The sequence below is a fragment of the Phenylobacterium sp. genome (assembly GCF_035569475.1).
Taxonomy (GTDB): Bacteria; Pseudomonadota; Alphaproteobacteria; order Caulobacterales; family Caulobacteraceae; genus Phenylobacterium.
In genome coordinates, this window is the sequence record NZ_DATMNA010000091.1 from 34,457 (window position 1) to 47,035 (window position 12,579).

General features: G+C 69.1%; 13 protein-coding genes. 11 read left to right on the top strand and 2 right to left on the bottom strand.

Going from position 1 to position 12,579, the window contains the following annotated elements; translation table 11 throughout:
• The first annotated feature begins 30 nt into the window (after window positions 1-30).
• From VNW53_RS14150 to VNW53_RS14165, 4 genes are read left to right on the top strand one after another with little or no spacing between them, the layout of a single operon-like run.
• Window positions 31-1,293: an efflux RND transporter periplasmic adaptor subunit gene (locus VNW53_RS14150; protein WP_325556348.1), complete on the top strand. Its 1,263-nt coding sequence runs from the start codon at window positions 31-33 to the stop codon at window positions 1,291-1,293.
• Between the two features lie 11 nt (window positions 1,294-1,304).
• Entirely contained in the window at window positions 1,305-1,985 is a 681-nt protein-coding gene (locus VNW53_RS14155) for an ABC transporter ATP-binding protein (RefSeq protein ID WP_325556349.1), read from the top strand.
• Between the two features lie 15 nt (window positions 1,986-2,000).
• On the top strand, window positions 2,001-4,469 hold the full coding sequence (locus tag VNW53_RS14160; RefSeq protein WP_325556350.1) for an ABC transporter permease: 2,469 nt from the start codon (window positions 2,001-2,003) through the stop codon (window positions 4,467-4,469).
• Complete coding sequence (locus tag VNW53_RS14165; RefSeq protein ID WP_325556351.1) at window positions 4,462-4,911, top strand: DUF2147 domain-containing protein; 450 nt, start codon at window positions 4,462-4,464, stop codon at window positions 4,909-4,911. The genes VNW53_RS14160 and VNW53_RS14165 overlap by 8 nt, the downstream gene beginning before the upstream one ends.
• A gap of 18 nt (window positions 4,912-4,929) precedes the next feature.
• On the opposite strand, the gene VNW53_RS14170 is transcribed toward VNW53_RS14165, so the two are convergent.
• Window positions 4,930-5,292, bottom strand: a complete 363-nt coding sequence (locus VNW53_RS14170) for a DUF4440 domain-containing protein (protein WP_325556352.1) — start codon at window positions 5,290-5,292, stop codon at window positions 4,930-4,932.
• Between the two features lie 9 nt (window positions 5,293-5,301).
• Window positions 5,302-5,952 carry an alpha/beta hydrolase gene (locus tag VNW53_RS14175; RefSeq protein ID WP_325556353.1) on the bottom strand — a complete coding sequence of 217 codons (651 nt, stop codon included), beginning with the start codon at window positions 5,950-5,952 and terminating at the stop codon, window positions 5,302-5,304.
• Between the two features lie 168 nt (window positions 5,953-6,120).
• Between VNW53_RS14175 and VNW53_RS14180 the strand changes: the two genes are divergently transcribed.
• The 7 genes from VNW53_RS14180 to VNW53_RS14210 are packed head-to-tail and all read left to right on the top strand — an operon-like array spanning window position 6,121 to window position 12,570.
• Window positions 6,121-6,558: an Rrf2 family transcriptional regulator gene (locus tag VNW53_RS14180; protein WP_325556354.1), complete on the top strand. Its 438-nt coding sequence runs from the start codon at window positions 6,121-6,123 to the stop codon at window positions 6,556-6,558.
• Window positions 6,555-7,703, top strand: a complete 1,149-nt coding sequence (locus VNW53_RS14185; RefSeq protein WP_325556355.1) for a cysteine desulfurase family protein — start codon at window positions 6,555-6,557, stop codon at window positions 7,701-7,703. The genes VNW53_RS14180 and VNW53_RS14185 overlap by 4 nt, the downstream gene beginning before the upstream one ends.
• Before the next feature lie 2 nt (window positions 7,704-7,705).
• Window positions 7,706-9,175, top strand: coding sequence for a Fe-S cluster assembly protein SufB (gene sufB / locus VNW53_RS14190; protein WP_325556356.1), 1,470 nt, complete (start codon window positions 7,706-7,708; stop codon window positions 9,173-9,175).
• Window positions 9,172-9,585 carry a hypothetical protein gene (locus VNW53_RS14195; protein ID WP_325556357.1) on the top strand — a complete coding sequence of 138 codons (414 nt, stop codon included), beginning with the start codon at window positions 9,172-9,174 and terminating at the stop codon, window positions 9,583-9,585. Before sufB ends, VNW53_RS14195 begins: the two co-directional genes overlap by 4 nt.
• Entirely contained in the window at window positions 9,585-10,331 is a 747-nt protein-coding gene (gene sufC, locus VNW53_RS14200; protein ID WP_325556358.1) for a Fe-S cluster assembly ATPase SufC, read from the top strand. The genes VNW53_RS14195 and sufC overlap by 1 nt, the downstream gene beginning before the upstream one ends.
• Window positions 10,328-11,353: a Fe-S cluster assembly protein SufD gene (gene sufD, locus VNW53_RS14205; RefSeq protein ID WP_325556359.1), complete on the top strand. Its 1,026-nt coding sequence runs from the start codon at window positions 10,328-10,330 to the stop codon at window positions 11,351-11,353. The genes sufC and sufD overlap by 4 nt, the downstream gene beginning before the upstream one ends.
• Window positions 11,354-11,355: 2 nt before the next feature.
• Complete coding sequence (locus VNW53_RS14210; protein ID WP_325556360.1) at window positions 11,356-12,570, top strand: cysteine desulfurase; 1,215 nt, start codon at window positions 11,356-11,358, stop codon at window positions 12,568-12,570.
• Window positions 12,571-12,579 lie beyond the last annotated feature (9 nt).

The window sequence follows — 12,579 nt, forward strand, 5'->3', positions numbered from 1 at the left end:
CGGGCGACACTGATCGCCATGAGTTCGGATATGGACAGACGGATCGTCCTGCCCTGGTGGCGTCGCCGCAGGACCCTGATCGCCGCGGGCGCAGTGGCCGCTGCGCTGGCGGCCGGTGGCCTGGGCGTGGCGGTGGTGGGCGCGGCCAAGCCGAGCGTCCGCGTGCCGGCCCAGAACGTGACCATCGCCGCCGTCGAGCGTGGCGTGTTCCACGACTTCGTGGTGCTGCGCGCCATCGCCCAGCCCAAGGACGTGATCTACCTGGACGCCCTGGAGGGCGGACAGGTGCAGCAGGTGATGGCCCAGGCCGGCGACATGCTGGCCGCCGGCCAGCCGCTGCTGCGCTTCCGCAACACCGAGCTGGAGCTCGAAGTCCTGGATCGCGAGGGCCGGCTGGTGGAATCCATCACCCAGTTGCAGACCTATGAGAAGCAGCTTGAGGACGCCCGCGTCGCCAACGAGAAGGCCGCCGCCCAGATCGAATACGACATCACCCGGCTGCAACGGACCGCCGAGCGGCGCGACGCCCTCGCGGCCAAGGGCTACGTCACCAAGGACCTCTACGAACAGGTGCACGACGAACTCGACCACGACCGCAGGCTGCTGCCGCTGCAGACCACGTCCAACGCCCAGCAGGACGCGCTGCGCCGCCGCCAGATCCCGCAGATCCAGAACGAGCTGGCGACCTTGCAGGAGAGCCTGCGGGTGACGCGGGGCAAGCTCGACAGCCTGGTGGTGCGCGCGCCGGTCGCCGGGCGGCTGACCGACATGGACATCAAGGTCGGCGAGATCCGCAACCGCGGCCAGCGCCTGGGCCAGATCGTCGCCGACACCGGCTTCAAGCTGCAGGCCCAGATCGACGAATACTACCTGGAGCGCGTCCGCGCCGGCCAGACCGGCGTCGTCACCGTCGAGGGCCGCGAGGTCCCGGTGCAGATCACCCGCGTCGATCCCCAGGTGAAGAATGCGACCTTCCAGGTGGATATCGCCTTCGAAGGCGCCATGCCGCGTGGCCTCCTCCCGGGTCAGGCCCTTGAGGGCCGGTTGACGCTAGGCGGCGATCAGCCGGCCCTCGTTTTACCGGCCGGGCCCTTCCTGGAGCGCACCGGCGGCGACTGGGTCATGGTGGCGGACTCAGGCGGGACCAAGGCGGACCGTCGCCGCATCAAGATCGGGCGACGCAGCGCCGAACAGGTGGAAGTGCTGGGCGGCCTGAAGGCCGGCGAGCGGGTGATCATCTCGGATTACGCGGCCTTCGAAAAGGTCGACCGCGTCGATTTGGCGAAGAAATAGGGGGGGCAGGCATGCTCAAGCTCACGAACGTCAGCAAGATCTACCGCACGGCCGAGGTCGAGACCCTGGCGCTGAATGAGATCAGCATGGAGGTCGGGGGCGGGGAGTTCGTGGCCGTCATGGGCCCCTCGGGCTGCGGCAAGTCGACCCTGCTGAACACCCTTGGCCTGCTCGACACGCCTTCCAGCGGGTCGTTCGAGTTCTTCGGGCAGGAGGTCGCGCGGCGCTCCGAGCGCGAACTCACTGCGCTCCGCTGCGAGCGCATCGGTTTCGTCTTCCAGAGCTTCAACCTGATCGACGACCTGAGCGTGGCCGAGAACGTCGAGGTGGCGCTGCTCTACCGCAAGGTTCCCTCGGGCGAGCGCCGCCGCCGCGTGGCCGAGGCGCTGGAGACCGTCGGCATGGGACACCGCGCCAAGCACCGGCCGCAGCAGCTCTCCGGCGGCCAGCAGCAGCGGGTCGCGGTGGCCCGGGCCCTGGTCTCCAACCCCAGCCTGATCCTCGCCGACGAACCCACCGGAAACCTGGACACCCACAACGGCGAGGCGGTGATGGCCATGCTGACCGCCGCCGCCGACAGCGGCGTCACCGTGGTGATGGTCACCCACTCCCTGGCCCACGCCGCCGCCGCCCAACGCACCGTCAAGCTGCTCGACGGCCGGGTGGTCTCCGAAACCCTGCTCGCGGCCTGAGGAGGAGGTTTTCCGATGTTCGGCAACTATCTCTCAGCGGCGCTCCGCAACCTGCAGCGCAACGGCGTCTACGCCTCCCTGACCGTCACCGGCCTCGCCATCGGCTTCGCCTCGGCCATCCTGATCGGCCTCTACCTGCGGCACGAGCTGACCTACGACCGGTTCATCCCCGGGCACGAGCGGGTGTTCCTGATGAGTCAGGCGATCATCCCTCACGATAAGCCTCGGATCACCATGGACTTCAGCTCAGGGCGGCTTGCCGACGACCTGAAGCTCGACTTCCCGCAAATCCAGTATGCGGCGCGGATCAGCAACTCCGGCTTTCCGCCCACCCTGCGCCACGGTGACATCAGCATCAGCGAGCAACCCTTCGTCTATGCCGATCCGGACTTCTTCAAGGTGCTGCCGATGCCGGCGGTCGCCGGCGATCCGGCGACCGCCCTGGAGGCCCCCGACGCCGTAGTGATGACCCGCTCGGTGGCGCGCAAGCTGTTCGGCCGTGACGCGCCGCTGGGCGAACAGCTACTGGTGGATGGTCACCCTTCGCGCGTTGGCGCGGTGATCGAGGACTTGCCCACAAACAGCCATCTCGGCTTCGAGTTCTTCATCTCCTCGAAAGCCCCCAATTCGATCCTCCCCAGCCTCCGCGCCGCCGGATACACCTCCAACTCGAACCTGACCTATATCCGCCTGAAGCCGGGGGCTTCGGCAGCGGCCATGCAGGCGGCGATGCCTGCTTTTATCGAGCGGCGGATCATGCCCGACATCCGGGCGACGAACCCCGACCAGAAGCTCGACCGCTATCAGCTCACGCTGAAACCCTTGACCGCGATCCACCTGCAGCCGGCCGATGGCGGCGACTACAAGCCCGGCGCCGACGTGAAGGTGCTGGCCGGGATCGGCATCATCGGTGTGCTGATCGTGGTCGTCGCGGCGATCAACTTCGTAACCCTGATGACCGCACGGGCGTCGCGCCGGGCCATGGAAGTCGGCGTGCGCAAGGCGCTGGGCGCCCAGCGTCGCGACCTCATCATCCAGTTCATGGGCGAGGCGATGATCTATGTCGCCGTCGGCCTGGTCCTGGCTGTATCGCTCGCCGAGCTGCTGTTGCCCCCCGTGAGCGCGGCCCTGCAGCGAAAGATCGCCTTCAACTATCTCGCCGATCCGCAGCTTCTGGCGGCCACCCTGGGCGTCACCCTGGTGACCGCACTGCTGGCCGGCATCTATCCGGCGCTCGTGCTCTCTTCGTTCCGACCCTCTTCGGTGCTGAAGGGCGGTCCGGTCGCGGCGTCCGGGGGCGGCTTCGTCCGCCAGGCCCTGGTGGTGGCGCAATTCGCGGTGCTGGTCGCGCTGCTGCTGAGCGCGCTGACCATCTACCGTCAGACCGCCTTCGCCCTAAAGGACGCGAGCCATATCAACAAGGACGGCGTGGTGATGCTGTTCGCCTCGCCCTGCACCGCGTCACTGCGCGACGCCGTCAAAGCGGTGCCAGGGGTTCGCGATGCGGCCTGCGCCTCGGCGAGCGCGGTTGGTCTGGGCAACAGTAACGATATGACCTTCGCCCGCGGCCACAAGGCCATGCTCAGCTATTCGCCCATCGATTTCGGGTTCTTCGAGGTCTACGGCGTCAAGCCTCTAGCCGGGCGCCTACCGGATGCGGCCAGGCCGGCGGACGACGGAGGCAAGCTCGGCGACATGCCGCCACCGATCGTCCTGAACGAGACCGCGGTTCGCGAACTTGGCTTCAGGTCACCCCAGGCCGCCCTCGGCCAGTCTTTGACCTGGCACTACAACCCGCGCATGAACCTGGACAACCTTGACTTGCCGACGCCTCCCGGGCGGGCCTCCGAGGTGATCGGCGTGGTTCCGGACTTCACCTTCGGCTCGATCCGCCAGAAGGTCGGCGCAACCTTCTTCTACGTCGGCCCCAAGACCAATGTGCTGAATTCGGTGGCGCTGAACATCAAGCTCGGTCCGGTGGGCGCCGCCGAAACCCTGACGCGCGTCGACAAGGTCTGGGCGAAGATCAGCCACGGCATGCCCCTGCAGCAGTATTTCGCCGACCAGTTCCTGCTGAGGCTCTACATCGACAACGTCATCCAGGGCGGATTCATCGCGGTCTGCGCGCTGATCGCGGTGTCGATCGCCTGTCTTGGCCTCTTCGCACTCTCGGCCTACACCGCTGAGCGCCGGACGAAGGAGATCGGAATTCGCAAAGCCATGGGCGCGACCTCGTCGGATATCCTGCGGCTGCTGCTCTGGCAGTTCGCCAAGCCGGTGCTCTGGGCCAATGTCCTGGCCCTGCCGTTGGCCTGGCTCGCCATGGACAACTGGCTGAAGGGCTTCGCCTATCACGTGACCCTGGCGCCCTGGACGTTTGTCGCGGCCGCCGGCGCGGGCGTGGTCATCGCCTGGGCGACCGTGTTCGTTCACGCCCTGCGCGTCGCCCGCGCCCGGCCAGTGGGAGCGCTGCGCTATGAGTAGGATCGTCATCTGGGTTGCGGGCCTGCTGGCGGCTGTTCTGGTTGTCGCCCAACAGGCGCGGGCCGCGACGGACCCGGTGTTCGGCGTCTGGCTGACGCAGACCAGGGACGGCAAGGTCAGGATCGCGCCCTGCGCCGCCGATCCGGCGCTGACCTGCGGGACCATCATCTGGGCGCGCGGGCCGAAGGGCGAGGACGGGCGCACGCTTACCGACCTGCGCAATCCCGACGCGGCCCTGCGCAATCGCCCGGTCATCGGCATGCCGATCATCTGGGACTTCCGCCGCGACGCAGCCGGCGGCTGGACGGGCGGCAAGATCTACGACCCGGCCGGCGGCAAGACCTACAAGGCCAAGATGGAAGGCGGCGCCGGCGGCACGCTGAAGGTGGCCGGCTGCGTGCTGGTGTTCTGCCGGGCCGAGACCTGGACCCGGGCGGAGTAGGCGCAACCCTCCGGGGGTTCAGGCCAGGGTGACGTAAAGCTCGCTCTCGATCACCCACTGGCCGGTCACCTTGCGCCAGGCGGCCAGGTAGCTGCCGGACATGCCGTTGCCGGTCCAGCGGCCGGTCTCCGCGGCGCGCAGGCCGGCGGCGTCCACCTCGATGGCGTCGGGGGTCCGCACATAGGCGACGAAGCCGGGCTCGCGGAACTGCGCGGCGAAGGCCTCGACGATGGCGTCCGCGCCGAGGATCAGCCCGCCGCCGCCGGGGATCAGTTGGGCGTCGACCGCGAAGAACGGCCGAAGGCCCTGCGCCTCCCGGGCGGCGATCCGCTTGTTGGTGAGGCGCCGCCGCGCCGCGATGGCGTCCTGCGGGGCGGCCACGGCGCGGCCCTAGGCCGGATCGGCGGCCAGGCGCTTGTCGAGATAGGCGCCCACGCGGCTTTCGACGTCCGGCAGGTTCTCCATCCAGAAGTGGCTGGCGCCGTCCACCACGTCGTAGTCGATGACGATTCCCTTCTGGGTGCGCAGCTTGGAGACCACGCGCTCCACCTCGATCGGCGGCACCACGCTGTCGGCGCCGCCGTGCAGGATCAGGCCGGAGGCGGGGCAGGGGGCGAGGAAGGAGAAGTCGTAGGCGTTGGTCGGCGGCGAGACCGAGATGAAGCCGTCGGTCTCCGGGCGGCGCATCAGGAGCTGCATGCCCACCCAGGCGCCGAAGCTGTAGCCGGCGACCCAGCACTGCGAGGCCGCGGGGTTCGTCGATTGGAGCCAGTCGAGCGCCGTCGCGGCGTCCGCCAGTTCGCCGATGCCTGAGTCGAACTCGCCCTGGCTGCGGCCGACGCCGCGGAAGTTGAACCGCAGCACCGAGAAGCCACGCTTCATGAACAGGTGGAAGAGCTGGACCGTCACCGGATTGTTCATCTGGCCGCCCGCCTTGGGGTGCGGGTGCAGGATCAGCGCCACCGGCGCGGTCTCCGTCTTGCCCTGCGAATAGCGGCCTTCGATCCGCCCCGCCGCGCCAGTCAGAACCACTTCCGGCATCAGAACCCTCTCAGCTCGCCCGCGAATTCAGGGCGTTGGAATACTTGACTACTGCGCTGGGTCTTCCTAAGTCGCATCGCGACCGCGAGGACCGGTCCTGCGCAAGGCGGCGGCCTATAACATAGGGTCGCTGCGGAACGCGAGAAAACTGCACTGGACGGACTTGAGATGCGTCTCTCCACCAAAGGCCGCTACGCCGTCATGGCCATGGCCGACCTGGCGCGGCGCCAGGACGAGCCGTGCCGCGCCGTGGCGCTGGCCGACATCGCCGCGCGCCAGGAAATCTCGCTCTCCTACCTCGAACAGCTCTTCGCGCGCCTGCGACGCAAGGGCCTGGTGCAGAGCGCCCGCGGGCCGGGCGGCGGCTATCGCCTGAGCCGCACCGCCGAAGACACCTCCATCGCCGACATCGTGCTGGCGGTCGACGAGCCTTTGCACGCCACCCGCTGCGCCGAGCAGGGCAAGGGCTGCATGCTGAAGGGCGAGCGGTGCCTGACCCACGACCTCTGGGACGACCTGGGCCACCGCATCGAGGACTACCTGGCCTCGGTCAGCCTGGCCGACGTGATCACCGGGCGCCTGGGCGCCAAGCGGCAGGCCGCATGAGCGTCTATCTGGACCATAACGCCACGGCCGTGGTGCGGCCCAAGGCCCGCGAAGCCATGGCGCGCGCGCTGGAGATCGGCGGCAACCCGTCCTCGATCCACGCCGCGGGCCGCGCGGCCCGCGCCCTGGTGGAGACCGCCCGGGAGCAGGTCGCGGCCCTGATCGCCGCCCCGGCCTCGACGGTCGTCTTCACCTCGGGCGGCACCGAGGCCAATGCGCTCGCCATCGAAAGCGCCGTCGCGGCGGGGTCGCACCGGCTGATCGTCTCGGCCATAGAGCACGACAGCGTGCAGGAGACTTCCCGCGTCCTGGGCGTGGCGGTCGAAGCCCTGCCGGTGGACGCCGACGGCCGCGCCGACCTGGGCTGGCTCGCCGCGCGCCTGGCCGCTTGGGACGCCGCCGACGGCAAGCCCTTCGTGGCCCTGATGCTGGCCAACAACGAGACCGGCGTGATCCAGCCGGTGGCCGAGGCGGCCGAGATCGTCCGCGCCGCCGACGGCTGGCTGCACGTCGACGCCATCCAGGCGGCCGGCAAGATCCCCGTCGACAGCCGCGCCCTCGGCGCCGACACCCTGGCCATCTCCGCCCACAAGATCGGCGGGCCGCAAGGCGTGGGCGCGCTGACCTTCGGCTCGCGCGCGACCTTGTCGCGCCGCCAGCACGGCGGCGGGCAGGAGCGCGGCCGCCGCGGGGGCACGGAGAACGTTCCGGGCATTTCCTCGTTCGGATCCGCGGCCTCCGAAGCCCGCGAAGGGCTGGAGGAATTTCACCGCCGCGCGACCTGGCGCGACGCCGCCGCCCAGCGGCTGAAGGCGGCCGGGGCGGTGGTGATGGGCGAGGCCGCGCCGCGCCTGGCCAACACGCTTTGCGTCGCCACCCCGGGTTTCCCGTCCGACGTCCAGGTCATGGGCCTGGACCTGGCCGGCGTCATGGTCAGCGCAGGCTCGGCCTGCTCGTCCGGCAAGGTGAAGGCCTCGCCGGTGCTGGAGGCCATGGGCCAGGGCGAACTCTCCGGCTGCGCCATCCGCGTCAGCGGCGGCTGGAGCACGACGCAGGACGACTGGGACCGCTTTGTGGAAGCCTGGTCCGCCGCCCGCGCCCGCCATGCGGCGCGTCACCTTCAATCCGCGACCGTGGGAGCCTGACCATGGCCGCCGTCAAACAGACCGTCGAGCACGTCGAAAGCCTCGAAAAGTACAAGCACGGCTTCGTCACCGACATCGAGCAGGACTTCGCGCCGAAGGGCCTCAACGCCGACATCGTGCGCTTCATCTCGGCCAAGAAGGACGAGCCGGACTGGATGCTGGCCTGGCGCCTGGACGCCTTCGAGCGCTGGCAGGCCATGGATGAGCCCAACTGGGCGAAGGTGAACTTCCCGCGCATCGACTACCAGGACAGCTACTACTACGCCGCGCCCAAGGAGAAGGTCGGGATCAAGAGCCTCGACGAGGTCGATCCGGACATCCTGGAGACCTACAAGAAGCTGGGCATCCCGCTGCGCGAGCAGGAGGTGCTGGCGGGCGTCGAGGGCGCGCCGCGCTACGCCGTGGACGCGGTATTCGATAGCGTCAGCGTGGTCACCACCTTCAAGAAGGAGCTGGCCCAGGTCGGGGTGATCTTCTGCTCGATGAGCGAGGCGATCCGCGAGCATCCGGAGCTGGTGCGCAAGTACCTCGGCTCTGTCGTGCCGGTCAGCGACAACTACTTCGCCTGCCTGAACGCGGCGGTCTTCTCCGACGGCAGCTTCGTCTATGTGCCGCCGGGCGTGCGCTGCCCGATGGAGCTCTCGACCTATTTCCGGATCAACGCCGAGAATTCGGGTCAGTTCGAGCGCACCCTGATCATCGCCGACGAGCGCGCCTACGTCTCCTACCTGGAGGGCTGCACGGCCCCGATGCGCGACGAGAACCAGTTGCACGCCGCGGTCGTGGAGCTGGTGGCCCTGGACGACGCGGAGATCAAATACTCCACCGTCCAGAACTGGTATCCGGGCGATCCGCAGACCGGCAAGGGCGGCATCTACAACTTCGTCACCAAGCGCGCCGACTGCCGCGGCGACCGCTCCAAGGTGTCCTGGACCCAGGTCGAGACCGGTTCGGCGATCACCTGGAAGTACCCGTCCTGCGTCCTGCGCGGGGAGGGTTCGTCCGGGGAGTTCTACTCCATCGCGATCACCAACGGCCGCCAGCAGGCCGACACCGGCACCAAGATGATCCACCTGGGCGCCAACACCCGCTCGCGGATCATCTCCAAGGGGATCAGCGCCGGGAAGTCGTCCAACACCTACCGCGGCCTGGTCTCGGCCCACCCCAGGGCAAAGGGCGCGCGGAACTTCACGCAGTGCGACTCCCTGCTGATCGGCAAGCACTGCGCGGCCCACACCGTGCCCTACATCGAGGCCCGCAACGGCCACGCCAAGTTCGAGCACGAGGCCACCACGACGCGGCTCTCCGAGGACCAGTTGTTCTACGTAATGCAGCGCGGCCTTTCGCAGGAAGAGGCGGTGCAGCTCCTGGTCAACGGCTTCGTCAAGGACGTGCTGCAGGAACTGCCCATGGAGTTCGCCGTGGAAGCCCAGAAGCTGGTCGCGATTTCGCTGGAGGGGAGCGTCGGATGAGCATGCCCAGCCGCCGCAACGCGCCGACCACGCTGTCGCTGCGCCACGCCTTCGAGGTGGAGCAGGCGCGCCGCGAGGCCGAACGCTATGCCCGCGAAGAGGCCGAGCGCCGGCAGCAGGAAGAGGACCTCTCCCGCGCCGAACAGCTCTATGACGCCCTGATCGGCGACCCGATCTTCCTGTCGGCCCACCACCTGGTCGCCGACTGGCGGCGCTACACGGTGCTGCTGGAAAGCCCGGACTTCCGCATCCGCGCCTATTTCGAGGCCGGCCAGGCCACCGTCACCGTCGGCGACAAGCGTAACGTCGCCGTTTCCGCCACCCCGGCGCCCCTGAAGCGCGAGGAGGTCGACAGCGTGGCCGATGCGCTGCGCGTGGTCGCCCAATTCCTTGCCGATGAGATCCAGTGATGTTGAGTGTTTCGAACCTGCATGCCGCGGTCGACGGCAAGGAGATCCTGAAAGGGCTGTCGCTCGACGTCCCCGCGGGCGAGGTGCACGCCATCATGGGTCCGAACGGGGCGGGCAAGTCGACGCTGTCCTACGTGCTCACGGGCCGCGACGGCTATGAGGTGACGCAGGGCTCGGCGACCCTGGACGGCGAGGACCTGCTGGCCCTGGCGCCCGACGAGCGGGGGGCGCGGGGCGTCTTCCTGTCGTTCCAGTATCCGCTGGAGATCCCCGGCGTCCCAGCCCTGACCTTCATCCGCACGGCGCTGAACGCTCAGCGGCGCGCTCGCGGCGAGCCGGAGATCACCGCCCCGGAGTTCCTGAAGCTCGCGCGGACCAAGGCCGCCGAGCTGAAGATCGACTTCGAGATGCTGAAGCGCGCGCTCAACGTCGGCTTCTCCGGTGGCGAGAAGAAGCGGATGGAAATCCTTCAAATGGCGATGCTTTCGCCGCGATTCCTCATCCTGGACGAGACCGACAGCGGCCTGGATATCGATGCGCTGCGCATCGTGTCGGACGGCGTCAACGCCCTGCGCTCGCCCGACCGGGCCATGCTGGTGATCACCCACTACCAGCGCCTGCTCGACTACATCAAACCCGACCGCGTCCACGTGCTGGCCGGCGGTCGGATCGTGGCCTCCGGCGGGCCCGAGCTGGCCCACGAGCTCGAGAAGAACGGCTACGAACGCTACGAGGAGGCCGCGTGAGCCTCACCACCGCCATCCGCGACCGCGACGTCGCCGAGCTGCCGGGCAAGCGCGACGAGGACTGGCGCTGGACGGACCTGCGCGGCCTGATCCGCAAGCTGCCGCCGCCGTCGGAGCCTTTCACGGCCGAGGTCGGCGCGGGGCCGTTCGACGCGCTGGCGTCCGACCGGCGGCTGATCGTCAACGGCCGCGGCGCCGACCCGATCGAGATCGCCCGCGGCAAGACCGCGCTCGTCGCGGCGCGCTTCGTCTCGCGCGGCGCCGGGGTCCATGTGGCGCGGCTGAACATCATCGTCGGGCCCGACGCGCGGCTGACGCTGCTGGAGAGCTACGAAAGCGACGGGGCGTCCCTGTCGCAGGCGGCCATCACCATCACCCTTTACCCCGGAGCGCGGATCGAGCGGCTGGTCCTGGCCCAGGACCATGCCGAAGCGGTCTCGGTCAGCCAGGCCCAGGTAAGCCTCGCGGCGCGCACGCATTTCGCCCAGACCGTCGTCACCTCGGGTGCGCGCCGGCAGCGGCTGGAGACCCGTGTCCAGCATCCGGGCGCCGGCGCGGAGCTGCGCCTCGATGGCGTCTACCTGCTGGCCGACAAGCGCCATTCCGACCAGACCACGGTGGTCACCCACGCCGGCCCTGACGGCGTCACCGTCCAACTCGCCAAGGGCGTGGTCCGCGATCAGGCGCGGGGCATCTTCCAGGGCCGCATCGTGGTGGAGGAGGGGGCCGACCGCACCGACGCGCGGATGGGCCACCACGCGCTGGTGCTCTCCGACCGGGCCGAGGTCGACGCCAAGCCGGAGCTGGAAATCTACGCCGACGACGTGGCTTGCGCGCACGGCAACACGGTGGGCGCGCTGGACGAGGACGCGCTGTTCTACGCCCGGCAGCGCGGCATGCCGGAAGCCGAGGCCCGCGCGCTGCTGACCGAGGCCTTCATCGGCGAGGTCGTCGACCGCATCGGCCACGAAGGGGCCCGCGAGGTGGTCCGCGCCTGGGCCGCCGAACGGCTGTGGGACTGACCATGGCCTTCGACGTCGAAACTGTCCGCGCCGAGTTCCCGATCCTGGGGCGCCAGATCAACGGCAAGCCGCTGGTCTACCTGGACTCCGCCGCCTCGGCCCAGAAACCGCGGGCGGTGATCGACGCCATGACCCGCGCCATGGAGCACAGCTACGCCAACGTCCACCGCGGCCTGCACACCCTCGCCAACGAGACCACGGAGGCCTACGAGGCCGCCCGCAAGTCCGTGGCGGGCTTGCTCGGCGCCGACCCGGCGGAGATCGTCTTCACCAAGGGCGCGACCGAGGCGATCAACCTCGTCGCCTCCGGGCTCGGCGCGGACCTGAAGGCCGGCGACGAGATCCTGCTCAGCGAGATGGAGCATCACGCCAACATCGTGCCCTGGCACTTCCTGCGCGAACGCCAGGGCGTGGTGCTGAAGTTCGTCCCGGTCACCGACGACGGGCGGCTGGACGTCGAGGCGTTCAAGGGCCTGTTGACCGAGCGGACCAAGGTCGTGGGGCTCACCCACATGTCCAACGTCCTGGGCACCGTGAACCCGGTGGCCGACCTGACCCGCCTGGCGCATGACGCCGGCGCCCTGGTCCTGCTGGACGGCTGCCAGGCCGTGGTCCACCAGCCGGTGGACGTGAAGGCCCTGGATTGCGACTTCTACGTCTTTTCAGGCCATAAGCTCTACGGCCCCACCGGCATCGGCGCCCTCTATGGCAAGGCCGAGCGGCTCGCGGCGCTGCGTCCCTACCAGGGCGGCGGCGAGATGATCGGCAACGTCAGCCTCGACACGATCACCTACGCCGACCCGCCGCACCGCTTCGAGGCGGGTACGCCGCCGATCCTGGAGGCCATCGGCCTGGGCGCGGCCATCGACTGGCTCTCGGCCCTGGACCGTGCGGCGATCGCCGAGCACGAGCACGCCCTCTATGACCGTGTGCGCACCCGCCTGAACGGCGCCAACTGGCTCAAGGTATTGGGCGAGGCGCCGGGGAAGGGCGCGATCTTGAGCTTCACCGTGGACGGCGCCCATGCTCACGACGTGGCCCAGATTCTCGACAAATACGGGGTGGCGGTGCGCGCCGGGACCCACTGCGCCGAGCCGCTGATGAAACGTTTCGGCGTCACGTCGAGCGCGCGCGCCTCCTTCGCCCTATATAACACCCACGAGGAGGCCGACGCCTTCGTGGACGCCCTTACCAAGACTCAGGCCTTTTTCGCGTAGCATGACCCC